22 protein-coding genes are annotated in these 22,893 nt (G+C 63.5%); 13 read left to right on the top strand and 9 right to left on the bottom strand.

Annotated features, from left to right (window positions below):
• Positions 1-112: 112 nt before the first annotated feature.
• Both BBIA_RS15260 and BBIA_RS09050 read right to left on the bottom strand, forming a co-directional pair.
• Positions 113-187 (bottom strand): 50S ribosomal protein bL37, encoded by a 75-nt coding sequence (locus BBIA_RS15260; protein WP_003817083.1) that lies wholly within the window; start codon positions 185-187, stop codon positions 113-115.
• 111 nt (positions 188-298) lie between these two features.
• Complete coding sequence (locus BBIA_RS09050; protein WP_033494872.1) at positions 299-1,249, bottom strand: aldose 1-epimerase family protein; 951 nt, start codon at positions 1,247-1,249, stop codon at positions 299-301.
• Positions 1,250-1,428: 179 nt separating this feature from the next.
• On the opposite strand from BBIA_RS09050, the gene BBIA_RS09045 reads away from it, so the two are divergent.
• Positions 1,429-2,457: a 4-hydroxy-3-methylbut-2-enyl diphosphate reductase gene (locus tag BBIA_RS09045; RefSeq protein ID WP_274518582.1), complete on the top strand. Its 1,029-nt coding sequence runs from the start codon at positions 1,429-1,431 to the stop codon at positions 2,455-2,457.
• Between the two features lie 12 nt (positions 2,458-2,469).
• Here BBIA_RS09045 and BBIA_RS13435 read toward each other — a convergent pair whose 3' ends face one another.
• The 3 genes from BBIA_RS13435 to BBIA_RS13880 all read right to left on the bottom strand — a co-directional run bounded on the left by BBIA_RS13435 (position 2,470) and on the right by BBIA_RS13880 (position 5,536).
• On the bottom strand, positions 2,470-3,192 hold the full coding sequence (locus BBIA_RS13435; RefSeq protein WP_051923938.1) for a hypothetical protein: 723 nt from the start codon (positions 3,190-3,192) through the stop codon (positions 2,470-2,472).
• Between the two features lie 324 nt (positions 3,193-3,516).
• Entirely contained in the window at positions 3,517-4,656 is a 1,140-nt protein-coding gene (locus tag BBIA_RS09035) for a sensor histidine kinase (protein ID WP_033494868.1), read from the bottom strand.
• Positions 4,649-5,536 carry a response regulator transcription factor gene (locus tag BBIA_RS13880; RefSeq protein ID WP_160268257.1) on the bottom strand — a complete coding sequence of 296 codons (888 nt, stop codon included), beginning with the start codon at positions 5,534-5,536 and terminating at the stop codon, positions 4,649-4,651. Before BBIA_RS13880 ends, BBIA_RS09035 begins: the two co-directional genes overlap by 8 nt.
• A gap of 252 nt (positions 5,537-5,788) precedes the next feature.
• Between BBIA_RS13880 and BBIA_RS09025 the strand changes: the two genes are divergently transcribed.
• Together BBIA_RS09025 and BBIA_RS09020 are read left to right on the top strand one after the other, a co-directional pair.
• Complete coding sequence (locus BBIA_RS09025; protein ID WP_033494865.1) at positions 5,789-6,514, top strand: hypothetical protein; 726 nt, start codon at positions 5,789-5,791, stop codon at positions 6,512-6,514.
• Between the two features lie 258 nt (positions 6,515-6,772).
• Entirely contained in the window at positions 6,773-7,327 is a 555-nt protein-coding gene (locus BBIA_RS09020) for a hypothetical protein (protein WP_033494863.1), read from the top strand.
• Between the two features lie 63 nt (positions 7,328-7,390).
• Here BBIA_RS09020 and ybaK read toward each other — a convergent pair whose 3' ends face one another.
• Both ybaK and BBIA_RS09010 read right to left on the bottom strand, forming a co-directional pair.
• Positions 7,391-7,900 (bottom strand): Cys-tRNA(Pro) deacylase, encoded by a 510-nt coding sequence (ybaK, locus tag BBIA_RS09015; RefSeq protein ID WP_033494861.1) that lies wholly within the window; start codon positions 7,898-7,900, stop codon positions 7,391-7,393.
• Positions 7,901-7,999: 99 nt separating this feature from the next.
• Positions 8,000-10,585, bottom strand: coding sequence for an alpha-L-arabinofuranosidase C-terminal domain-containing protein (locus BBIA_RS09010; RefSeq protein WP_051923936.1), 2,586 nt, complete (start codon positions 10,583-10,585; stop codon positions 8,000-8,002).
• Between the two features lie 181 nt (positions 10,586-10,766).
• Here BBIA_RS09010 and BBIA_RS09005 point away from each other — a divergent pair, with 181 nt between their 5' ends.
• Positions 10,767-12,359 (top strand): extracellular solute-binding protein, encoded by a 1,593-nt coding sequence (locus tag BBIA_RS09005; RefSeq protein WP_236023559.1) that lies wholly within the window; start codon positions 10,767-10,769, stop codon positions 12,357-12,359.
• Positions 12,360-12,589: 230 nt separating this feature from the next.
• Positions 12,590-13,615: a LacI family DNA-binding transcriptional regulator gene (locus BBIA_RS09000; RefSeq protein WP_033494858.1), complete on the top strand. Its 1,026-nt coding sequence runs from the start codon at positions 12,590-12,592 to the stop codon at positions 13,613-13,615.
• A gap of 119 nt (positions 13,616-13,734) precedes the next feature.
• Here BBIA_RS09000 and gap read toward each other — a convergent pair whose 3' ends face one another.
• Together gap and BBIA_RS08990 are read right to left on the bottom strand one after the other, a co-directional pair.
• The gene (gap, locus tag BBIA_RS08995) at positions 13,735-14,793 is read right to left on the bottom strand and encodes a type I glyceraldehyde-3-phosphate dehydrogenase (protein WP_033494856.1); all 1,059 of its coding nucleotides are present in this window, start codon (positions 14,791-14,793) and stop codon (positions 13,735-13,737) included.
• Positions 14,794-15,027: 234 nt separating this feature from the next.
• On the bottom strand, positions 15,028-15,753 hold the full coding sequence (locus BBIA_RS08990) for a thiamine diphosphokinase (protein WP_033494854.1): 726 nt from the start codon (positions 15,751-15,753) through the stop codon (positions 15,028-15,030).
• A gap of 107 nt (positions 15,754-15,860) precedes the next feature.
• Here BBIA_RS08990 and BBIA_RS08985 point away from each other — a divergent pair, with 107 nt between their 5' ends.
• From BBIA_RS08985 to scpB, 8 genes are all read left to right on the top strand, one after another.
• Complete coding sequence (locus BBIA_RS08985) at positions 15,861-17,552, top strand: spermidine synthase (RefSeq protein WP_033494851.1); 1,692 nt, start codon at positions 15,861-15,863, stop codon at positions 17,550-17,552.
• Between the two features lie 319 nt (positions 17,553-17,871).
• Entirely contained in the window at positions 17,872-18,573 is a 702-nt protein-coding gene (infC, locus tag BBIA_RS08980; RefSeq protein WP_033494849.1) for a translation initiation factor IF-3, read from the top strand.
• 18 nt (positions 18,574-18,591) lie between these two features.
• Complete coding sequence (gene rpmI / locus BBIA_RS08975; protein WP_033494847.1) at positions 18,592-18,786, top strand: 50S ribosomal protein L35; 195 nt, start codon at positions 18,592-18,594, stop codon at positions 18,784-18,786.
• A 50-nt stretch (positions 18,787-18,836) separates the two neighbouring features.
• On the top strand, positions 18,837-19,220 hold the full coding sequence (gene rplT / locus BBIA_RS08970; RefSeq protein ID WP_033494845.1) for a 50S ribosomal protein L20: 384 nt from the start codon (positions 18,837-18,839) through the stop codon (positions 19,218-19,220).
• Between the two features lie 139 nt (positions 19,221-19,359).
• A complete protein-coding gene (gene xerD, locus BBIA_RS08965) occupies positions 19,360-20,343 on the top strand; it encodes a site-specific tyrosine recombinase XerD (protein ID WP_033494927.1) in 984 nt (327 codons plus the stop codon).
• A gap of 170 nt (positions 20,344-20,513) precedes the next feature.
• Complete coding sequence (locus BBIA_RS08960; protein ID WP_033494844.1) at positions 20,514-21,353, top strand: ParA family protein; 840 nt, start codon at positions 20,514-20,516, stop codon at positions 21,351-21,353.
• Between the two features lie 143 nt (positions 21,354-21,496).
• Positions 21,497-22,264, top strand: a complete 768-nt coding sequence (locus BBIA_RS08955) for a segregation and condensation protein A (protein WP_081892215.1) — start codon at positions 21,497-21,499, stop codon at positions 22,262-22,264.
• On the top strand, positions 22,261-22,890 hold the full coding sequence (scpB, locus tag BBIA_RS08950; protein ID WP_081892206.1) for an SMC-Scp complex subunit ScpB: 630 nt from the start codon (positions 22,261-22,263) through the stop codon (positions 22,888-22,890). Before BBIA_RS08955 ends, scpB begins: the two co-directional genes overlap by 4 nt.
• Positions 22,891-22,893: the final 3 nt, after the last annotated feature.

The raw sequence follows: 22,893 nt of genomic DNA, 5'->3' as shown, positions 1-22,893 counted from the left end.
GTCGGGCGCGCGTCTGGATAATGGCGTATGCGAACATGCGAAAAGCCCCCGCGAGGTTCATTCCCGCGGGGGCTTTTCTGGCGTTGTTCACGCAGCCTGAACCAGGCTTGGATCAGGCGTTCGGGCGCTTGCCGTGGTTGGCGGCCTTCTTGCGGCGATCCTTGCGCTTGCGTCCGCGCATACCCATGATGGACTCCTTTGCTGACGATTGATTAAGCCTACGGGATTATCGCACACCCGCGCGACGTTCGCAACCCGGACGTTGCCGTCCGGTCGCCTGCAGGCCACTTGAGGTCGGCTACTTGAGCGCGGCCTTGATGAACAGTTTGGTGGTGCTCGTCTCGCCCGGCTTGATCACGATCAGCTCGTTGCCGGTGTTGAACGCGTTCGCGTACGCGGTCTGCGGTTCGACCGCGGTGCCGGCCGGGTGCATGTACGCCGGGAAGCCGGTGCCGGTGCACACCTGGAACGAGGTGATCGTCTCATCGCCGCCGACCTTGATCTCGAGGCCGTCCGGGCGGGTGAACGTGGCGGTCACGGTGCCGTCGGCGTCGTGGTGCACGTCGGTCCACGCGTCGTCGAACGGCTGGCCGGTCAGCAGCGGATGCTCGCGCAGATCGTACTTGGTGCCGTTCACCGGCTCGGTGCCGGTCGGGATGAGGTTCTCGTCCACGGTCACGTGCGTGTCGGCCGGAACGGTCAGGCGGCACTGCGCGTTGTGGCCGTCGATCTCGTCGCCGTAGCCGTTGAAGCCGTTGTCGAGCCACGGGTGGATCGCGAGGGCCCACGGGGCGTTCGCGTCGCCGTTGTTGTAGGCGCTCACGGTGATGTGCAGGCCGTCGGCGTCCAGCTCGTGCTTGGCGGTGACGATCAGGTCGAACGGGTAGCCGAGCATGTTCGGCACGCGCCACGACTGGGTGACGGACGTTTCGGTGAGCTCCTCGAGCTTCCAGTAGGAGCGGTAGCCGTAGCCGTGGATGGCGGTGTTGCGGTCGTGCTCGTCGATCGGCAGCGTGTACGTCTTGCCTTCGAACGTGTATTCGCCGCCCTTGATGCGGTTCGGGAACGGGATGAGCAGCTGGCCGTGGCAGCAGGTGATCGGATCGTCCGGGCCGAGCGGCACGATCACGTTCTTGCCCTGGTAGGTGACCTTGCGCATCGTCGCGCCGAGTTCGGTGATCACCGCGGCCCAGTCGCCGTAGTGGATCGAGTACTGCTGGCCGGTGCGCGGCGGGAAGTTCTTCGTCATGTTGCATCACTCCATAGTGAATTACGTGGTATTTCGGTTGTTCGGCAACGGATGTTACCGCTAACAACACAGTGTACCGCGCTCGTGGCGGCAAGCATCCGTATGTCGTGCGGAATAAATGGAGAAAATTGCGGTTCGTCGCCCGGCAGCGAACGTTTTCGACGGGGAACGGGTAAGGTATGGACGGAAAACGGCGACGAAAGGCGGATGTGATGGCGAAACGAATCGTATTGGCTGACCCGCGCGGCTTCTGCGCCGGCGTGGACCGGGCGATCCTCACCGTGCAGACGATCCTCAAGGCGGCAAGCGCGCCGCGCGAGGACGGCCTGCCGCCCGTGTACGTGCGCCGCCAGATCGTGCACAACAAGCATGTCGTCGAGGACTTGGCCGCGCAGGGCGCCGTGTTCGTGCAGGAACTCGCTGAAATCCCCGACGAGGCCGCCGCCGCGGGCATTCCGATCGTGTTCTCCGCGCACGGCGTGTCGCCCGCCGTCAAGGCCGAGGCGGCCGCACGCGGCATGCACGTCGTGGACGCCACCTGCCCGCTGGTGAGCAAGGTGCACCGCGAAGTGCTGCGCTTCGTGAAGGAAGGCTATGAGATCGTCTACATCGGTCACAAAGGCCACGACGAGGCCGTCGGCGTGGTGGGGGAGAGCCCCGAACACGTGCACCTGATCGAACACGCCGGCGACGTGGACTCGCTCGACTTCACGCCGGACACCAAGCTCGTGCTGCTGAGCCAGACCACGCTGAGCATCGACGAGACCGCCGGCACGATCGCCGCGCTCAAAGCGCGCTTTCCGTGGATCAAGGAACCGCCCAGCTCCGACATCTGCTACGCGACGTCGAACCGGCAGACCGCGGTCAAGCTCGTCGCCGAACAGTCCGACTGCGTGGTGATCGTCGGATCCGCGAACTCGTCGAATTCCGTGCGATTGATGGAAGTCGCACAGGACGCGCTCGGCACGCGCGGCACCGCGCACCGCGTCGACGACGCGAGCGAAATGGACCCGGCATGGTTCGACGGCGTCGAAGCCGTGGGCGTCTCGTCCGGCGCGTCCGTACCCGACGAACTCGTTTCCGGCGTGATCGACGCGCTGCGCGACCGCGGATTCACCGACGTCACCGCAGTCGAAACCATCAAGGAAAACATGCACTTCGTGCTGCCGGCTGAGCTTCGCAGCCGGCAGCCTTCGCGTGCGCAATAGCGCGCACGCGGCTTATCCGAGCGGCTTCCATGCCGTGTCGGGGTTTCCTATGGTCAGGCCGTTGGCTGCGATGCAAGAAGAAATCGACGGATCGGCAAAGTCGACGGATGTCTCTTTTCCTTCGAGTCTGAGCTGATGATCTTCCCGTAACGAATCATCCGTATAACTTTGAGGGACGAGATTGTTCCGACGCAGGCAATCCACCGCAGCTTCGTAAGGATCCCATATCAGCTCGGCATTACCGACCTGCAGACGATAAACATCATCGATCGTGTGAACATACGACCATTCGCAGTATCTGTCATCAGCGGTCAGCTTGTCGATCTGAGACCGAGACAAACCGGAAGCGTCTGTGACGGGCTTTTCGTATACGCCGTTGGAGTACTTAAGCAGCGCAGGATCCGCATATCCTTTCGCAACCATGCACTGACGATAGTTGGTCCACGCCGTTTCATAATCCGTTGCGGAAACCTTGCCGCCATCGGCCTGAGCTCGTTCCAGCATTGCGATTTGCGATTTGTCCATCGGGTAGCCTTCCGGCTCATTGCCAATGGCTTCGTCAATGTATTCCGACAGTGACGAAGCCAGTTTCTCCCCCTGCGGTTTCGTCTCGGACGAATCACTCTGTGATGAATCATGCGAGGAATCGCGTTCCGCCGCAGGGCCGGCGCATCCGGAAAGCAGCAGGACCGCGCTCATCATCACCGCCACGCCGATGCCACGAATCCGTCTCATATCGTTCCTTCCGACGTATTCTCCGCTCCTGAAAACAGTCGAAACCGTCTTCTTTCTTCTTCACGGCGTCTACCGGACGAGCGCGCCCTCTCGTTGACGAGATCTTCGCGTCATCGCTCTCAGATCCCGTCCGATTACGAACAAGCATGACACAAACCGCGACAAGGGGGAAATCTTTGTGTACTCATGTTGAGTATGCGAGGTACTCTCAGGTGTCCTCTCGGTTCTGGCCGTAGCCGGCCGGTTCCGTGCTTCACGCGTCCGAATGCGGCAGGGCGGCGTCCGAATATGCCGGGCGCAAATCGCCCCTCTTGCGTGGCACGTTCATATCCGTGGCAGTGGAACGTGCGCGTGGAAGAGCCATTCGCCGTTGTCCACGATCGCGCTCATGTATCCGCCGGCACGCTCCACGGCGGCGCGCTGTTGGGCCAGACCGTGCCCGCCCGGGAACTCCGCCTCCTCGTCCGGCCGGGTTGCCGGGTTGACGGAGGAGACGTCGCACCCGGACACGTTGACCAGTACGGAGATCTGGTATCGGCTGCCGGGCGCGGCGTGCCGGATGATGTTGGCGCTCAGTTCACGCAGCAGCATGATGATGACGTCAATCGAGGCCGCCGGCACGTCGGTCGGATAACCGATCTGCTGCAGCGTGGCGTGTCCGACGAATCCCTGCTTGGCAAGCAATGCTTCGCACCGGTCGGTTTCCTCCTGTATGCGCGCGATCGCCTCCTTCACATTGGCGGGTTCCGACGGCGCCTCTCCGCCGGTTTCGAGGCGTTCGATGACCTGATGCACGCTGGACAACGCTTTCAGCGCGAGCTGTTCCACGGTATGCCATTCCGCTTCCGCATCGTCGGTGGCGTGACGTTGCGCACGTCGTGACATCTGCACGATGGATGACAGGTCGCCGGTGACCGCGTCGTGTATCTGCATCGCCGTGTACAGGTTGCGGTCCATCGCGTCGATGCGCGCCTGTATGCGCTCGTTGCGCCGCAGCATGGCATAGTACTGTTTGTTGCGGCGCAAAACGACGCCGAACATGGCCGACAGTGCGTACATGGCGATGAACGTGGGATAGTTCCGCCAGTCGAGACCGCTGGCCGAATCGTAGAGGAACGCGGTTTGCGCCGTTTGTTGCATGCTCATGGCGATAATGATCGCCACGGCGACGATGTCGCTGGTGCAATAGGCGATCATGCCGATCGAGTACAGTGCGCCCGGCAGCGCGAACGTGACGACGCCCAGCGGCGTCAGCACCGCGTCGACCAGCAGAAACAGGACGAGCGCACCGACGGGAAAGCGGATGGAGGCGAGCAGCAATGCGGCCTGCACACATGAGGCGGCGATTTGGACGCCGGATACCCGTTCGAACAGCAGCCACCAGACGGTGACGGCCGCCAGCAGTATCGACGGCCATGTCCGGGCAGGCATGCGGCGCAGCATGCGCATGATCCCGTCACGCATGGCGTCGCCACCATTCGGCTATGGCCTGGCGCGTGGTGCGGCTTCCGGTTTTCTGCAGCACGTGCTGCAGGTGTTTGCGAACGGTTGCCGGGGACAGATTCAGTCGTTCCGCGATTTCGACGTCGCTCAATCCCTCGTCGGCGCAGATACGGAGGATTTCCTCCTCGCGACCAGTGAGCGTGTGATTCGGCGGATTCGCGTTCAATCTCAGATGAGCCATCGGAGCGGTTTCGAACCCCGGCATGGCATTTCCCGCCAACAGCATGCGAATGGCGTCGATCATGCCCGGCTCGTCGGTTTTGGACACAAGCCCCTGTGCGCCCGCGGCTATCAGCGGACTGCGGTATTGGACGAGCGAGAAACTGGTGACGCCCAGTAATGCGGTGACGCCGTTGTGTAGGCGAAGCCTTTCGCACAGGGAAGGCCCCTGCATGCCTTCCAGAGACATGTCGGCGAGCAGCAGATCGGGACTTTCCTCGCTGCGGCGGCAGTGCTGCAGTGCCTGCGTGCCGGAGCTGACGGCCCACGCCACATCGCATGAGGGCAGCGATTCCACCAATGAGGTCAGTGCCCGCAAGGCCATCGAATCGTTGTCGACGATGCCGACGAGATACGGAGCGGCATTCTGAGTGCCGATCGAGGGGGATGTCATGTCGGTCAACGTCCGCACAGCCATTTCAGGGGAGGCGGGCACACGAAGAAGGTCATGGAGGCATGCTCGGCAACCGTCGCGGCCGACAAGACGGCACCGGTCGGAGCAGACGGGACTCCGGAACACGAAAATAGTAACGTTAGCAGTGCGGCTGCAAACCTCATGGGGCACCTCCTGACGAAACGGGGAACATTCCCCAGTATATCCCCATCCCATTGCCTTGCACATCACTGAAAACCTTGTAATACAGCGTGTTGGGCGAACGAGCAGGCGACTTGTCCCATGTACGCAACATGCGTATGCGGGCGGTATTCCTTTGCCGCAGTATATGTCATACTCATCTCTAACCGGATAGAATCCCAGCAACGCTGCAAAGGATCTCATCAACGAGAGGGCGCGCTCGTCCGGTAGACGCCGTGAAGAAGAAAGAAGACGGTTTCGACTGTTTTCAGGAGCGGAGAATACGTCGGAAGGAATGATATGAGACGGATTCGTGGCATCGGCGTGGCAGTGATGATGAGCGCGGTCCTGCTGCTTTTCGGATGCGCCGGCCCTGCGGCGGAACGCGATTCCTCGCATGATTCTTCGCGGAGTGATTCGTCCACGACGGAGTTGCAGGGGGAGAAGCTGGCATCGTCGCTGAGCGACTACATTGACGTGCTGATCGAGACCCAGCCTGCGGATATCCCGATGGACGAGTCGCAGAAGGACATGCTGGAACGAGCCAAGGCCAATGGAGGAACATTGTCTTCCGGTGACTACGAAACGGCGTGGTCCAATTTCAAGCAGTGCATGGTACAGCTGGGATATGCCACTCCGACGGTCATACAGTATTCCAACGGCATTTACGTCAAACCGGTGACGAACGTCGAAGGCATGAGCCAAGAGCAGATCGACAAGCTGTCCGAGGACAACAGCCACTGCTCATTCACGTATCTCAATGCCGTCAACGCCGCATATAAGCTCCAAGTGGGCAACCCGTCGCTGGAACAGAACTCCTATCAGGCGGCCGTGGATTGTCTGCGTCGCGAGCAGCTTATCGGCGCCTCCTACACGGCCGAACAATTGCAGGACGCATTCAGTCGGGGGATGGGTCATAACGATGATTCCGAACTGGATGTGAGCAATCCGTCCGTCGCATCATGCTTGGCCGCCAACGGCATCACCGTCAACGACAACACCAAGGCGTGGAAACCGTTCGGATAAACGGCGCCTTCGGCTGACGCCGTGCGACGGCTATTCGACGGCGTCGGCCAGAGGGGGTGAACAGAAGGTGAAAAGTCGCATTTTCGGGGAGTACTGATGAATAGGACGAAGCGGTTTGCATCATGTCTGTTGGTAGGGTGCCTAGTCGCATGCTGCGCCTCGTGCGAGCATGGCACGAATGACAATGGCGATACGTCGTCGGATGAGTCCGCATCCCGCGATCAGAATTCGGCTCAGGGAACCCATTTGGCGTCTTCGATGAGCGATTACATCGAAACGTTGCTGAAGTCGGCCTCGATGTCGGATTCGCAGCGGGCCATGCTAGAACGGGCGAAGGAGAACGGCGGCGAGGTGACGGCCTCGGACTATGAGCAGGCGTGGTCCGATTTCAGGCAGTGCATGGTCGATCGCGGCTATTCGGAACCCGGCGTCGTCCGATATCCCAACGGCTTGTACTACCATGCGAGTCTGGATATCAGTGGCGGAACGAAGGAGCAGGGCGACAAGTTGTTCAAGGATCTTAGCGACTGCAACAGTGCCTATCTGATAAACGTGGACTCCGTATATCGTCTGCAGTTCGGCAATCCGTCATTGTCGAGCAACAGCAGCGAGGGCGCAGTGGATTGCCTGAAGCGGAACGATCTGGCCCCTGCGAACTATACGGTCGCGCAATTCGAATCGGATAAGGACAGCATCGACACAGGCGGGTCGGCTGTGGTGAACTTCAAGGATATGCAGGTTCGTTCCTGCCTGATCGCCAACAGCATCAATCTCGGCTTCCCCGACGATCCGGTATGGAAGCCGTTCGGGTAAACGCATCATCTGCGGCCGGCATCGCGGCATGACCGTTGCGCGATGCCGGCCGCAGGGCACGCTTCACCACGTGCCGATGGGCGCGGCGACCGCGTCGAGCACCTTGAGCAGGTCCTCGGGCGCGATGCCGATCGAAAAGCCGCGCTTGCCGCCCGACAGCAGAATCCGGTCGTACTGCAGCGCGCTCTCGTCGAGCACGGTCTTGTGGTGCACTTTCTGGCCGAGCGGCGAAATGCCGCCGACCACATACCCAGATTCGCGCATGGCGACCTTCGGGTCGGCCATGGCCGCCTTCTTGGCGCCCACCGCCGCGGCCAAAGACTTCAGATCCATGTGCCCGCTGACCGGCACCACGCCCACCACGCGTTCGGAACCCGTGTCGGCCATAAGCGTCTTGAACACCTGATGCTCGTCGAACCCGAGCTTCGTGGCCGCCTCCACGCCGTACCCGTCGTCCATGTGGTCGTTGGAATGCTCGTACTCGTACGTCTCGAACGGCACGCCCGCCTTCTCCAGCTGCACGGTCGCCGGAGTCGAGCCCTTGCCTTTCTCGTTCTTCGATTTCTTGCCCATGTCGCCCCATCATACGACGCCGTCCCGGCTTGCGCGGGCTGAGGGCCGCAAACGCATCGTCAATACGGTTCGATGCGGCCCTCAACCCAAGCTCGCCGGTCAGCGGACGCGCAGCATGTGGAAGGAATGGGGGCCGACGGTCAGCGACACCGTGCCGTCCGCGTCGATACCGACGAGACGGGTGTGTGGGCGCACCCGTTCCGGCGCGTCGAAGTCGTTTTCGGCGTCGAGCGGCACGTCGGCGATCGACTCGACCACGGCCTGCCGTGCGCCGGCGCAACGATGACCGTCCGCCGGGGAATCGCCGTCCGCGGCCGTGTCATCGGCGTGCGGGAAACGGACAGCCACCGGCTGCGACGCGTCGGTCACGTTGACGAGCTTGACGATCGTCTCGCCGGTCGTCTCGTCGCGCACGGCCGAATAGTAGAGCGGACGCGGGTCGGGGCGCTTGAACGTGCGGTCGAAGATCTGCGTGTCGTCGATCCAGCCGCGCACGCGCGCGCCGTCGACGGACAGTCGGCAGCGGTAGGCGATGCCCCGCTCGGTGACGACGTGCGAGTTCGTCGTGCACAGGCCGCCGTTGGTGATGCCGTGCAGCCCGCACAGCCGCTGCCATCCGTTGATGTAGAACCGCAGCAGGTTCTTGTCGTCGTGCATGGCGAAATCGAGCCCGAACCCGTACTTGCCGTTCAGCTCGTCGCGCAGCTCGCCGTTGTGGCGCGTGAACGTGAACTCGACCGTGTACGAGTCGGCGGGCACGCTGCCGCAGTCGCGCATCGCATGGTCGGCGTCTATCGTGAAATCGTCGTCGCGCAGCAGCACGTCGCCGTTCGCGTCGCGCACCGTGAATCCGGCGACGTCGACTCGCGCGTGCGTCGTGGTCATGCGCAGCAGTCCAGCCAATGACAGCGGCTCCGGTTCGGTCGCGGGCTTCGGCATGTCGTCGCTGGCGGCGAGCAGCTGCGTGCCTTGGCCGGTCATGAACATGCGCTGCACCCAGTAGCTCGGCGTGCCGAACGCGCGCGTGCCGTCGAAGTAGATCATGTCCGGATCCCAGTTGCGGTAGGCGACGTTGCACAGCATTGGCGCATAGCAGGCGAGCCCGATGCCGGGCGCCTTCTCCACGCCGGTCAGGAACGCCGCCTCCGCGAGCGCGTTGCGCCACGCCTTGCCGCACGACGCGTATTCGCCAAGGAACGCGCGCGGCCAGCCCTCGTCCGCACGGTAGGAGGCGTAGCGGTCGACGTTCGCAATGAACCATTCGGGCGCGTGATAGTAGTGCTCGTCCATGAACGCGGTGCCGGTTTTCGCCGCGTCCTCCCACAGCTTGGCCTCCTGCTGTCCGCCGATCGAGGGGCCGGCGGAGCCGATGAGCCGGATGTCGGGATACCGTTCGCGCACGGCCTTGGCCATGATGCTATAACGCTCGTAGAATTCGCCGCCCGTCTCCTCGTTGCCGATGCCGAGATATTTCAGATGGAAGCTGCCGGGATGGCCCATCTGTGCGCGCACGGAGCCCCAGCGGGAATCGACGGGTCCGTTGGCGAATTCGATCAGGTCGAGCGCCTCGTCGACCCACTCCTGCATGTCCTCGATCGGCGTGGCTTCAAGATTGTGCGGATCCCATCCGCCGGCGATCACCGGCAGGGGCTCTGCACCGATGTCCTCGCAGAACTGGAAGAACTCGAAGTAGCCGAGCCCGAACGTGCTGTTGTAGTTCCAGCTGTTGCGCCGGGTCGGGCGCTGTTCGACCGGTCCGACCGTGTTCTTCCAGCGGTAGATGCTGTCGCGGTCGTCCGCGTCCAGCGAGCCGATGTGCATGACGCACCCGCCGGGGAAGCGCATGAACTTCGGTTTCATGTCGGCGATGAGCTGCGCGACGTCGCGGCGCATGCCGTTCGGGCGGTTCCTGAACGTGCGTGCAGGGAACAGGGAGACCATGTCGAGCGAGACATGGCACGGCGCGTCGAACATCAGCGTGAGCCGGCCGGCCGGGTCGACGCGGTCGTTGGCGTCGGCCTTTGCCCGCTGCCGGTCGCCGTCGTTCTGCATGCCGACGCCGTCGCGGCTGCCGTCTCGCCCGCTGATGAACGCGGTGACGGTGCCTTCGACCTGTGTCCACGAGTCGTGCGCTTCGGTCGGGATCGGCAGCACAGTTTCGCCGTATGTTTCCGTGCCGTCCGCGTTCTCCAGCCAGACGATGATCGAAATCGGGTCGGCGCCGTGCCTGCTGTCATGCGCGGGGGTGCCATCGAGTCGCACCTGGCAGGAGAAGCGGTATTCCTCGCCGTCGCGCACGGGGATGCCGTCGCCGTAGCCGAGGTTGGAGATACCGGCGCCGTCGCCGCAGCGGATGACGTTAAGTCGCGCGTAGTGTCGGTTGCGTTCGTTGAGCGGATGCGCGTCGTCGACGTGCAGGCCGACGATCGCGTCGCCACGCTGGATTTTGCGCCATGCGGTGAGCGCCGTATAGGAGGCGTTGTCGATCGGGTCGAATTCGAACGAACGGTTGCGCACGAGCTCCCCGTACAGGCCGCCGTCGGCCGCGTGATTGAGATCCTCGAAGAACACGCCGAACAGGTCGCCCTGGTTTTTGACCGGCGTGTCGCGCACGTCGACGGTGATCGGGGTGCGCCCGGTTGCGGCTTGGCTGTTGGGTTCGGGCGCCGCATTGCGCTGTGCCATGATGCTGTCTCCTTTGCTTGGCCGGTGGTTGACTCGTGTCACGATTTGCGTTTCGCCGACCATCGATTTATGATATCGATATGAATTTTATATCGATATGAAACGCGATGCAAAATTCACAACACGCCGAGCCGGCCCGACGACGGAACCGGCGCGACACCGAACGACGAACAAAGGACACATGATGAGGAAGTCATATTCGACGGCGAAGAAAACCATCGCGGCCATCAGCGCGGCCGCCTGCCTGACCGGGCTCGCGGCCTGCGGCGAGGACAGCAAGACCGACGCCAACGGCAAGCCGATCGTCACCGTGCAGATCATCAAGCGATCGCCCATGATCGCGATCAGCAAAATGAAGTATGCCAAGGACCTCGAGAAAGCCTGCGATTGCACAATCCAATGGCGCGAGGCATCCGAAAACGCGTGGAGTCAGCAGAAGACGGCGTCCCTTGCGGCCAGCGAGGTCGCGGACCTGACCATCTGGGGCTACAGCAACCAGGATCTGGCGAAGTACCCGCTGTTCGAAGATCTGTCGGATGATCTCGACAAGATGCCCAATGTTCAGGAATACTTCAAGGAATCCGAAGCATCGCGTCGCTTCGCCACTGATCTCAATGGCCATATCTGGCAGATCCCCTCCAATGCGGGCAATTCTCCGGCCGCCCTTGCCGGAGGCCAGTTCATGCGCATCAACAAGACATGGCTCGACAAGCTCGGCCTTGAAGTACCCCGCACCTGGGACGAACTGACCGCCGTGCTCAAGGCGTTCAAGACGCAGGATCCGAACGGCAACGGCGAAGCCGACGAGATTCCGTTCAGCCCGCACGCGCTCGGCACCACCGGTTTTGGCTGGTACGACAGCTTCCTGTTGCTCAACTCCACCGGCATCACCACTCAGTTCTTCAGCACCGGCACGCAGGGCCTGTACTCCAAGGACGGCAAGGTCGGCAACTTCATGCAGACCGACAACTTCCGTCGCGTCATCGAGTATTACCACTCGCTCGTCGAGCAGGGACTGGTCCCGCAGAACGCCATGACCAAGGACGATTCCACGTGGAGCGGCGAAGTTGGCGGCGACACTGCCCGCGTCGGTGTCTCCTTCGGTTGGGAGGTGTCCGACTTCGGCAAGAACATCGACCAGTACATCACCATGCGCGTGCCCAAGGAAAGCGCCTCCACGCCGGATTCCGATGTCACGTGGGAGGCGCCGGTCGCCGACGTGTACAACGGCGCCGCCGTGTCGGCCAACGCCAAGAACAAGGACGCCGCGTTCAAGATCATCAACGCCATGCTTGACCCGGATCTGACCATCGAAGGCTACTACGGCGACATGGGCACCTACGTCACCAAGGAAGGGGAGAACAAGTACTCCGTTCCGGAGAAAACCTTCGCCGACACGTCCGTCACCTATGGTCTGGCCGATCGCACCCTGGCATGGATGCGTCCCGACTTCACCGTTGGCGGCCCGGGCATGGCCTCCAGCGAACGTGCGATCAAGGCCGCCGAGGTGTATGCCCCCGACCAGAAGAACATCGGCGAGGGCGATACCATCCCGCAGTGGGTCACCCCGAGCTCCGACGATCAGACCACCATCTCCAACATCAACACGCCGCTGTTCTCGTACGCCATGCCGGTCATCGCCAAGTGGATCTCGCAGGGAGGTCTCGACGACGCTTCGTGGAATGAGTTCCAGAAGAATCTGAAGACGCTGCAGATCGACGATGTTGTCAAGATCTACCAGAAGTGGGTCGACACGTACGCCAAGCAGAACTGACGACGTGGTCCGGTTTATCGGTCACCCTCTCAACCGGTAATCCGGACTATAACGAACGCAAACAGACTCGGCCTTCCGACCCGGGAGGTGCACCTGCCGGAATGCCGTGGACGATTCCGTTCCTTTCTCGTTCACGGCGATTCCGGAGCTGTGCCGTCACAGGTCGGAAGGCCCTTACAATAGGGGATTGTTTGCCGAAAGCAAGCCCCGATCACACAAAGGCGGTACTCATGGTCACGTTCAAGGATGTCGCAAAAGAAGCCGGAGTCTCTCCGGCGACCGTGTCCTACGCATTGCGCGGCGGAGAACATGTCTCCAAGCACACCATGGACAAGGTCGTGGCCGCCGCGCAGAAGCTCGGCTACGTCGCCAATCCGTCCGCTCGGTCCCTGCGCCGCGGCCGCACCAACGTGATCGACATCGTCGTGCATGAGCTCGACGTGCCGTACTTCTACTCGCGTCTGTCCGACGTGGCGTCCGACGTGATCCGCGAAGCCGGCTATCAGGCCGTTGTATTGAAAACCGGCATGGATACGGACAACGTGAGCGCCGCCGTCAGCTCCATCTCCAACCAGTACTGTGACGGCGTGATCCTCAACCCGTCCGGACTGCCCGCGCAGGAGATCAAGCGGCTGAGCGTGAACCGACCCGTCGTGTTGCTCGACGAAGCACACGCCAAGCCCGTGCTTGATACGGTGATGACGCCGAACGAGGAAGGCGTCACGGCCGCGACCCGGCACATGATCGAACGCGGATGCCGCAATCTGCTATTCGTCGGCGGAGGACGGGCCGAGCTCGATAGTTATGCGGAAGGCTCACGCGACACCGGCCCGGCCCGCACGCACGCGTTCCGGCAGACGCTGCTGGACGCCGGACTGCCATGCGACGATGCGCGCCTGATTCCCGCCGGCTGGTGGACCGATCCCGGACTTGACGCCGCGCATCACATCGTCGATTCCGGCATCTCGTTCGACGGCGTGGTATGCGCGACCGACTCGATTGCGCTGGGCCTGATCCGCGGATTCGCCGACCGCGGCGTGCACGTGCCCGACGATGCGCTCGTCATCGGCTTCGACGGCATTTCCGTGGGCCGGTGGACTGTGCCGAGCATCAGCACCGTTGAAGTCGACATGGCCGATCTCGCGCGCAAGGCTGTCAATATGCTCGTCTCGCGCATCGAAGGTACCTACGACGGCGAACCCCGCCGCCAGACCGCCGGTTTCCGCCTCCTCGAACGCGAATCCACCCGCCGTTGACGGCTGCCTGCCGTGCCATGAGCCATGAGAACAGACACGCAACAACAAAATGGCCCCTCCATTGCTGGAGGGGCCATTTCATATGGTCCTTAGGAACCTAGCGGCCTAGCCGCGGTGGTTCACTCGGAGATCTCGGCGAAGTACTCGAGGGTGCGGACCATGTTGGAGGTGAAGCCGTACTCGTTGTCGTAGAAGGCGACAGTACGAGCCATGGTCACGCCGTCAACGGTGTTGACATCGGTCTGGGTCGGATCGAAGACGCCGCCGTGGGTGTCGCCGATGATGTCGCCAGAGACGATGCCATCCTCGTTGTAGCCGTAGTACGGGGTGTCGGAGAAGGCGGCCTTGAACGCGGCGTTGATCTCGTCGACGGTGGTTTCCTTCTCAAGCACGGTGGTCAGCTCGGTGATGGAGCCGTCCGGGACCTGAACGCGCTGGGCGTGGCCCTGCAGCTTGCCGTTGACCTCCGGCACGACCTTGCCGATGGCCTTGGCGGCACCGGTGGAGTGCGGGATGGTGTTGATCGTGGCGGCGCGCAGGTCGCGGCCGGACTTCTTGCCACGCGGGCCGTCGAGGATCATCTGGGTGCCGGTGAAGGCGTGCACGGTGGTCATGAAGCCGACCTTGATGCCCCACTTGTCGTTGAGCAGCTTGACCATGGCGGCCATGGAGTTGGTGGTGCAGGAGCCGGCGGACACGATGTTGTCGGTCGGCTTCAGGATCTCGTGGTTCACGCCGAACACGACGGTCGGGGTGGTGGCGTCCTTGGCCGGAGCGGAGATGAGGACCTTCTTGGCACCGGCGTTCAGGTGGGCCTGGGACTTCTCAGCGGAGGTGTAGAAGCCGGTGCACTCGAGGACGAACTCGACGCCGTCATTCTTGACCCACGGGATGTTGTTCGCATCCGGCTCGGCGTACACCGGGTACTCCTTGCCATCAACCACGATGGCGGAGTCGGTGGCCTTGACGTCGACCGGGGTGCCGTCGGCGTGCTTGAAGGTGCCGTGAGTGGAGTCGTACTTCAGCAGGTAGGCGAGAGCGGACGGGGAAGTCAGATCGTTGATGGCGGTGACTTCGATGTCGGCGGCCTCGCCGCCCTTCTGCTGCAGGTCAAAGATGCGGCGGAAGGCAAGACGACCGATACGACCGAAACCGTTGATACCAATCTTAACTGTCATGTAATTCTCCCTTGTAGGGTGACCCGGCACATGCCTAGGCACGCTGGGGCCATTGTTTACCAACATGTCCCACTCTAATGCGTCGCCTGTACCTTTCGCAACGATATGCGGGCGTGTTTTCGCGTATCGGGCAAACTTTCCGTGAACGCTCACATAAGACTTGCGCAGGATGTGGATGCCGCTTGACGGCCGCTTGGACGCGTCCGTCGCGCGGGATGCGCCTACTTCACGTGCCTACTTCACGAGAATGGGGGAGACGTGCGTGTCGAGCGCGCCCAGATCGCCTCCGAATTCGCGGTATCGCGTCACGCGCGGCGTCGGCGACTCGGCCGGGAACGTGACGATCAGCGTGCCGTCGTGCACGTTGATCTCCGACGCGACGCCGGAGCGGAACTCGTTGCTGACGCCCTGCACCACGTCGCTCGTCAGCGTCCCGTCGACCAGCTCGTACTTGAGTCCCGGCTCGTTCACGCCGCGCGATACGTCCGAATGCGAGAACACCGACACCATGCGGCCGGGCGTCGCCTCATGCGCCGCGAACGCGAGCGCGCCGTCGCGGATCGCTGTGACGATCGTGCCGTCGCCGTGCAGAAAGCCGATGCCGCCGTGCCGCGCGAGCAGCGCCGTGAGCTGGATCGCTGAAATCGTGTGGTCGATGCGCCCGCCCAGCGCACCGTATATGTGGAACGTGCGGCAGCCGCGCGACCAGCCGACCTTGAGCGCGCTCAGCAGATCCGGATCGTCCTTCTCGCTCGGCAGCGCGATCGTATGATCCGTATCGGCCGGACGCGCGCCGTGCAATGAATCGAAATCGCCGATCACCACGTCCGCGCGCACGCCCAATGCGCGCGTATGGTCCAACCCGCCGTCCGCCGCGATCACGAACGCGCCGTCCGGCACGTCGATCGGATCGCTGTAGTATTCGCCCGCCGCGAAAATCACGCAAGTCTGTTCGCTCATGCGCCTCACTGTACGCCACGCTCCGGGCTTGCGAATGCAGTGCGCCGAAACGCACGGTGGTGTAGTCTCGCGAGAAGTACCGAAGACGCGAGAGAACGGGAGACGACATGGCAAAGGCGGATGCGAAGACGGAACGGCCGATCCTCAAGTCGAAGATCTTCCTGTACGTCACCGAATTCTTCTCCGGCATGGCCGTCATGGCTGCAGAGCTCGGCGCGTCCCGACTGCTCGCGCCCTACTTCTCCAGCTCGCAGATCGTATGGACCATCATCATCGGCACCATCATGATCGCGCTCGCGCTCGGCGCCGTGTTCGGTGGACGCTGGGCCGACCGCGACCCCAACCCCGACAAACTGTACTTCCGCATTCTTGTCGCCGCCGTATGGATCGCGCTCATCCCGCTCGTCGGCAAGTATCTCATCATCGCGATCTCCGGACTGCTCATCGTCACCGTCTCCACGAACTTCCTCGTCGTTGCCGCGTTCGTCAGCTGCATGATCATCTTCGTGCCGCCGCTGTTCCTGCTCGGCACCGTCACGCCCGGCCTCAACAAGTTCGCCACCGACTCGCTCGAAGACAACGCGTCCGTCGTCGGCCGCCTGTCCGCATGCAACACGGTAGGCTCCATCCTTGGCACATTCCTGCCCACGTTCGTGACGATCCCCGCCGTCGGCACGTTCGTCACCTTCCTCATCTTCTCCGGGCTGCTGCTGTGTCTGCCGATCGTCTACTTCCTCGCCGCGCGCATCCGCCGCGTCGCGTGCGCGGTCGCGGCCGCGATCTTCATCCTGTCTGGCGTGTTCTCGCCGATGAGCGGCTTCGCGTTCTGGGAAAACCAGTCGGTCGTCGCCTACGAGGGTGAGTCGATCTACAACTACCTGCAGGTCAAGAACCTCGCCGACCGGACGATCCTGTCCACCAACGTGCTCTTCGGCGTGCAGTCCGTCACCATGAAGCAGCCTGGCCTGACCGGCATGTACTACGACACCGCGCTCGCCGCCCCCACGCTCGCCGACGACGCCGGCTCCGCGCTCATCCTCGGCATGGGCACCGGCACGTACGCGCGGCAGCTGCGCCAGTACTATCCCGACATGGCGATCACCGGCGTGGAAATCGACGGCAAGATCACGCGGCTGGCCGGGGAGTACTTCGACGAGCCCTCCGACATCGACGTGTCGACGTACGACGGGCGCGCATGGCTCGCCGCCAGCCGCGACACGTACGACGTGATCATGGTCGACGCGTACCAGGACATCACCATCCCGTTCCAGATGAGCTCCACCGAATTCTTCTCCATGGTGAAGCGGCACCTCAATCCGGGCGGCGTGATGGTCGTCAACATGAACATGATCTCCGACGGGCGCGGCTCGATCAACGAGGCGCTCACCGACACGATCTCGACCGTGTTCGGCTCCGCCAACGTGCGCACGGCCGACGTGCCCGGCACCACGAACCGCGAGCTGTTCGCCAAGACGATGGGCATCGGCGGCGCGACCACGGCGATGAAGCAGGGCGAGGACGTGGAAACGCTGTCCGATCCCGGAACGCTGGAAACGCGCGCGTACGACCGCACGCACAGCCACGAGCTCGCCGCGACGATGCACGACGTGGCCGGACGCATGGAGACGGTCGACGATCCGCGCGACAAGACGGATGCGACGATCCTGACCGACGACAAGGCGCCCGTCGAAGTGCTCGGCATGCGCGCGATCGACAACATCATCGCCGAACAGGCCGGCCCGTACCGCGAACTGCTGAAGCGGGAGGGGATCACCGGACTGCTCAAGGCCGTGCAGTGACGGCGGGGCGTGCGTTCGTACGTCACGACGACGCCGTCGTCGGCGGTGCGACACGCCGGTGGCGGCGATGTGGTACTATCTACAAGGCTTGAGAAATCAAGAAAGCGGGGCAACCCCACCTGGAAGCCTTTCATGGCCTCGGGTTCAAGGCAACAGCCTAGCGATGACGGCGAGAATGGCCGTGATTGGGCGCGCATGATCGCTGCGCCGAGCACACGATAATTGTGCGAATGATGATCGATGCCTGCAAAGGTGTTGACGATGCTGTGCCACGAATTCGAATGCCGCGAAAGGTGACAGTGGGTCCGCTTCGGAGAACATGAGGATTGGAGTCATCATCAGCGACGAACCACGCATTAACGACGAGATTCGCGTCTCCCAGGTGCGTCTGATCGGCCCGAACGGCGAGCAGGTGGGAGTCATCGCGACTTCCGTCGCACTGAACCTGGCCAAGGAAGCGAACCTCGATCTCGTCGAGGTGGCGCCCAACGCGAAGCCTCCGGTCGCCAAGCTCATCGATTACGGCAAGTTCAAGTACAACGAGAAGATCAAGGCTCGTGAGGCCCGCCGCAATCAGAGCACCGCGGAGATCAAGGAAATCCGCTTCCGCCTGAAGATCGACGAGCACGACTTCCAGGTCAAGAAGGGCCACGTCACCCGCTTCCTGAGCGGCGGAGACAAGGTCAAGGTCACGATCATGCTGCGCGGCCGCGAGCAGTCCCGCCCGATCGGCGGCGTAGAGCTGCTGCAGCGACTGGCCGACGAGGTGCAGGAGTACGGCACCATCGAGTCCGCCCCCAAGCAGGAGGGACGCAACATCATCATGACGCTTGCGCCCAAGGGCAAGAAGGTGCACACCCAGTCCGAACAGCGTCGTCGCGGCGACCAGTCGCGCGCCGAGCGCCAGGCACGTCAGGCGGCACGTCTGGCAGCCAAGCAGGAGGCGACGGCAGCGGCCGCAGCCGAGGCGCAGGCATCGGTGTCCGGTGCCGAAGACAACCAGACTTCCGAAACGAAGTAACCAACAAGGAGGGCAGCAATGCCGAAGATGAAAACCAATTCCGCCGCGTCCAAGCGCGTCCGCGTCACCGGCAAGGGCAAGCTGATGCAGGCCGGCAGCGCCATGCGCCACAACCTGGAGCACAAGTCCGCCCGCAAGCGCCGTGCGCTCAAGGCCGACGCCGTGCTCGCCAACGGCCAGACCAAGGTCATGAAGAAGCTGCTGGGCCTCTGACGCCGAGCCGATTCGAAACAAAACGTCATTAGAAAGCTGAGGAATAGAATATGGCACGTGTCAAGCGCGCAGTGAACGCCCACAAGAAGCGTCGCGTCGTTCTCGAGAGGGCTTCCGGCTACCGCGGCCAGCGCTCCCGTCTCTACCGCAAGGCCAAGGAGCAGCTGCTTCACTCCTTTACCTACAACTTCCGCGACCGCAAGGCTCGCAAGGGCGACTTCCGCAAGCTGTGGATCCAGCGCATCAACGCCGCCGTCCGCGCCGAGGGTATCACCTACAACCGCTTCATCCAGGGCCTGCGTCTCGCCGGCATCGAGCTGGATCGCCGCGCTCTCGCCGAGATCGCTGTTTCCGATCCGGAGTCCTTCAAGGCCATCGTCGAGGCCGCCAAGGCCGCGCTGCCGGAGGACGTGAACGCTCCGGTCGAGGCCTGAGTCTGACCGGTGAGCTTCGCTCAATGCGTTGATCGGCTTGGCGTGAGCGCCGGCCGTCAATGATCGTGAAAACCCCGCCATCGTGCGGGGTTTTCTGTTTTCGCCCACACGACGGGCGATCGCATAGGAATGGGGGATGATGGGGGAGTTGGACAACGCATCGGCGCTGGCGCGGCTGCGCGAACGGTTCATCGCGCACATCGCGGTGGAACGGGGATTGTCGGCGGCGACGGTCGCGGCCTATGAGTCCGATCTTGGCAAGTACTTCGCGTGGCTGGGGGAGCGCGGCATCGATGATCCGGCCCACATCAGCCGGCGTGACGTGGAGGACTACGTAGCCCATCTCGACGCCGCCGGCGACAGCGCACGCAGCAAGGCCCGCCGGCTCGCCAGCGTGCACATGTTCCACCGGTTCGCATTGGCCGAGCACGTCGTGGCCGACGACGTGTCCGCCGCCGTCAAGCCGCCCAAGGGAGCCGGCACGCTGCCCGACGTGCTCACCGTGGACGAGGTCGCGCGCCTGTTGGACGCGGTGCCGCAGCCCGCCGTGAAGCCCGCCGTGATGGGAGAACGCGGTGCGTCGGTCGTTTCGGCCGAAGACGCGGTGCTGCTGCGCGACAAGGCGCTCCTCGAATTCATGTACGCCACCGGCTCGCGCGTCTCCGAAGCCGTGGGCGCGGACCTCGCCGACATCGACCTTGACGAGCACGTCGCACGTCTGACCGGCAAGGGATCGAAGCAGCGGCTCGTGCCGCTCGGCACCTACGCATGCGAAGCGCTGCACCGCTACATCGCCGCAGGCCGGCCTGCGCTCGAATCCGCAGCGAAAACCAAGCCGGAACGTCGCGCGATCTTTCTCAACAAGCGTGGCAAGCGGCTGTCACGGCAATCCGTATGGGAGATCGTCCGGCTCGCCGGCGAACGCGCGCACATCGACAAGCCGCTCCATCCGCACACCCTGCGCCACTCATTCGCCACGCATCTCATCCAGGGCGGCGCCGACGTGCGCACCGTGCAGGAACTGCTCGGCCACGCCTCCGTGACCACCACGCAGATCTACACGCACGTCAGCCCGGAAAACCTGATCGAAACCTACCTCACCGCCCATCCGCGGGCACGATGACGCGCGTGACACGCGGAAGATGCGCCCACGGCCGATTCGTACAAACGTGCGACCATAATAATCATGGATTTTTCAGCGGAACACGCCGGCAACGCCGCGTTCGGTCCCCACGGGGCGAACGCTCGGCGCGACGGGGTTCCCACGATGACGGAGATGATAAGGTAACTAGTATGCCTACCGATCTGCTTGGACGTGAATACGAGACCTTCCCCGCACCCGAACCGCTGCAACAGCACGGTCCCGCGCGGGTAATCGCCATGTGCAACCAGAAGGGCGGCGTCGGCAAAACCACCAGTTCCATCAACATCGCCGGCGCGCTCAGCCAGTACGGCCGCCGCGTGCTCATCGTCGACTTCGACCCGCAGGGCGCGGCCAGCGTCGGCCTCGGCATCAACGCGAACCTCGTCGACAACACGATCTACACGGCGCTGTTCAACCCGCGCATGGACGTGCACGAGGTCATCCAGCACACCGAATTCGAGAACCTCGACATCATCCCGGCCAACATCGACCTGTCCGCGGCCGAAGTGCAGCTCGTCACCGAAGTCGGCCGCGAGCAGATCCTCGCCAGCGTGCTGCGCCCAATCAAGGACGAGTACGACGTGATCATCGTCGACTGTCAGCCGTCCCTCGGCCTGCTCACCGTCAACGCGCTCACCGCGGCCGACGGCGTGATCATCCCCGTGGCCGCGGAATTCTTCGCGCTGCGCGGCGTCGCCCTGCTCATGCAGTCCATCGAAAAGGTGCAGTCGCGCATCAACCCCGGCCTGCAGGTGTACGGCGTGCTCGTGACCATGTACATGAAGACGCTGCACTGCGAGGAGGTGCTCCAGCGCATCTACGAGGCGTTCCAGGACAAGGTGTTCCACACGGTCATCTCCCGGTCCATCAAACTGCCCGACTCCACGGTCGCCGCCGCGCCGATCACCATCTTCGCGCCCGGCCACAAGACCAGCAAGGAATACCGCGAAGTGGCCCGCGAACTCGTCGCCCGCGGGGTGATCGCCTGAACGCGGCAATCGTGGCAACGACCGAGATCGAAACCATACTTGACGAAACCGCGCTTGACGAGGCCGCTGCGGCGGCTCCGACCGTACAGGCCGAGCGCGGCTTCCGCGTGAACCTCGACGTCTACTCCGGCCCGTTCGACGCGATGCTCGGCATGATCGCCAACCGCCGGCTCGACCTGACCGAAGTGTCGCTGTCGGCGATCACCGAGGAATTCCTCGCCTACGTGCGCGGCATGGACTTCGCGCGCAACATGGACGAGGCGAGCGGATTCGTCGACGTCGCGTCGATCCTCGTCGAAGCGAAAAGCGCCGCGCTGCTGCCCGGCACCGACGAGGGGCCGCGCGACGAGGCGAGCATGGAGGCGCTGCGCGAACGTGACCTGCTGTTCGCGCGCCTGCTGCAATACCGCGCGTTCAAACAGGCCGCCGCCGACTTCCGCACACGATTCGGCGCCAACGCCGGCCGATACCCGCATCCGGCGGCGATCGACCCGGCCGTGGCGTCCATCCTGCCCGAGCTCGCGCTCACCGCGACACCGCTCGACCTCGCCCGGCTCGCGGCGCGGGCCATCGCCAACCGACCTCCGGAGGAAGTGGCCACGCACCAGCTGCACGTGCCTCCCGCCGATTTGAAGGAACAGGCGGCGCTGGTGCGCGACCGATTGCGCGCGCTGGGGGAGGGCGAATCGCTCACTTTCGACGAACTCGCCGAAGACGCGGCCTCGCAGGCGCAGGTCGTCGCGCGATTTCTCGCCGTGCTTGCCTTCTTCAAGCAGGGCGTCGTCCAATTCCGGCAGGACGGGCCATACGAGCCGCTGCATTTGCGCTGGGCGCATGATGTTGCCGACTCGGGTGACGGCGACGATCATGACGACACGATGACGAATATCAGCGAAAAGGACTTTGCATGACGGCAACGGAACCAACCGGCACGGCAACGGGCGCGTCAACGGCGGACACCGCGCCGGCGCGACGCGCGGACGACTACGAGGGCGGTCTGCGCGCCTGTCTCGAAGCGGTGCTCATGGCCGCGGACGAACCGCAGCAGGAAGCCGATCTGGCACGCGTGCTCGGACGCAGCGCGGCCGTGATCGGCGAAACGCTCGAGCTGATGCGCGCCGACTACGACGCCGAACAGCGCGGATTCGAGCTGCGCCGCACCGCACGCGGATGGCAGTACGCAAGCCGCGCCGAGTTCGAGCCGGTCGTCGCCGCGTTCGTGACCGACGGCCAGACCGCGCGACTGTCGCAGGCCGCGATGGAGGCGCTCGCGATTATCGCCTACCAGCAGCCGGTCACGCGCGCGCAGGTCGCGGCGATCCGCGGCGTAAACTCGGACGGCGTGATCCGCTCGCTCACCGTGCGCGGACTCGTGCACGAGGACGGCGCGGACCCCGAATCGCGCGCCGCGCGGCTCGTCACCACCGAACTGTTCCTCGACAAAATGGGATTGGACAGCCTCGCCCAGCTGCCCGAACTCGCGCCGTTCCTGCCCGCCGCCGACGCGGTCGCGGACGCGGCGGCCGCGGGACGGTGACCG

Source organism: Bifidobacterium biavatii DSM 23969, from assembly GCF_000741165.1.
GTDB lineage: Bacteria > Actinomycetota > Actinomycetes > Actinomycetales > Bifidobacteriaceae > Bifidobacterium > Bifidobacterium biavatii.
Note: the sequence above shows the minus strand (reverse complement) of the source record. Positions and strands in the feature narration are given on the sequence as shown.

Excerpts from the sequence above, each read along its gene's own strand:
- BBIA_RS09050 (WP_033494872.1), bottom strand. The coding sequence starts at position 1,249 with ATGACGAAGAACTTCCCGCCGCGCACCGGCCAGCAGTACTCGATCCAC.
- BBIA_RS09045 (WP_274518582.1), top strand. The coding sequence starts at position 1,429 with ATGGACGGAAAACGGCGACGAAAGGCGGATGTGATGGCGAAACGAATC.
- BBIA_RS13435 (WP_051923938.1), bottom strand. The coding sequence starts at position 3,192 with ATGAGACGGATTCGTGGCATCGGCGTGGCGGTGATGATGAGCGCGGTC.
- BBIA_RS09035 (WP_033494868.1), bottom strand. The coding sequence starts at position 4,656 with ATGCGTGACGGGATCATGCGCATGCTGCGCCGCATGCCTGCCCGGACA.
- BBIA_RS13880 (WP_160268257.1), bottom strand. The coding sequence starts at position 5,536 with ATGTGCAAGGCAATGGGATGGGGATATACTGGGGAATGTTCCCCGTTT.
- BBIA_RS09025 (WP_033494865.1), top strand. The coding sequence starts at position 5,789 with ATGAGACGGATTCGTGGCATCGGCGTGGCAGTGATGATGAGCGCGGTC.
- BBIA_RS09020 (WP_033494863.1), top strand. The coding sequence starts at position 6,773 with ATGAGCGATTACATCGAAACGTTGCTGAAGTCGGCCTCGATGTCGGAT.
- ybaK (WP_033494861.1), bottom strand. The coding sequence starts at position 7,900 with ATGGGCAAGAAATCGAAGAACGAGAAAGGCAAGGGCTCGACTCCGGCG.
- BBIA_RS09010 (WP_051923936.1), bottom strand. The coding sequence starts at position 10,585 with ATGGCACAGCGCAATGCGGCGCCCGAACCCAACAGCCAAGCCGCAACC.
- BBIA_RS09005 (WP_236023559.1), top strand. The coding sequence starts at position 10,767 with ATGATGAGGAAGTCATATTCGACGGCGAAGAAAACCATCGCGGCCATC.
- BBIA_RS09000 (WP_033494858.1), top strand. The coding sequence starts at position 12,590 with ATGGTCACGTTCAAGGATGTCGCAAAAGAAGCCGGAGTCTCTCCGGCG.
- gap (WP_033494856.1), bottom strand. The coding sequence starts at position 14,793 with ATGACAGTTAAGATTGGTATCAACGGTTTCGGTCGTATCGGTCGTCTT.
- BBIA_RS08990 (WP_033494854.1), bottom strand. The coding sequence starts at position 15,753 with ATGAGCGAACAGACTTGCGTGATTTTCGCGGCGGGCGAATACTACAGC.
- BBIA_RS08985 (WP_033494851.1), top strand. The coding sequence starts at position 15,861 with ATGGCAAAGGCGGATGCGAAGACGGAACGGCCGATCCTCAAGTCGAAG.
- infC (WP_033494849.1), top strand. The coding sequence starts at position 17,872 with ATGAGGATTGGAGTCATCATCAGCGACGAACCACGCATTAACGACGAG.
- rpmI (WP_033494847.1), top strand. The coding sequence starts at position 18,592 with ATGCCGAAGATGAAAACCAATTCCGCCGCGTCCAAGCGCGTCCGCGTC.
- rplT (WP_033494845.1), top strand. The coding sequence starts at position 18,837 with ATGGCACGTGTCAAGCGCGCAGTGAACGCCCACAAGAAGCGTCGCGTC.
- xerD (WP_033494927.1), top strand. The coding sequence starts at position 19,360 with ATGGGGGAGTTGGACAACGCATCGGCGCTGGCGCGGCTGCGCGAACGG.
- BBIA_RS08960 (WP_033494844.1), top strand. The coding sequence starts at position 20,514 with ATGCCTACCGATCTGCTTGGACGTGAATACGAGACCTTCCCCGCACCC.
- BBIA_RS08955 (WP_081892215.1), top strand. The coding sequence starts at position 21,497 with ATGCTCGGCATGATCGCCAACCGCCGGCTCGACCTGACCGAAGTGTCG.
- scpB (WP_081892206.1), top strand. The coding sequence starts at position 22,261 with ATGACGGCAACGGAACCAACCGGCACGGCAACGGGCGCGTCAACGGCG.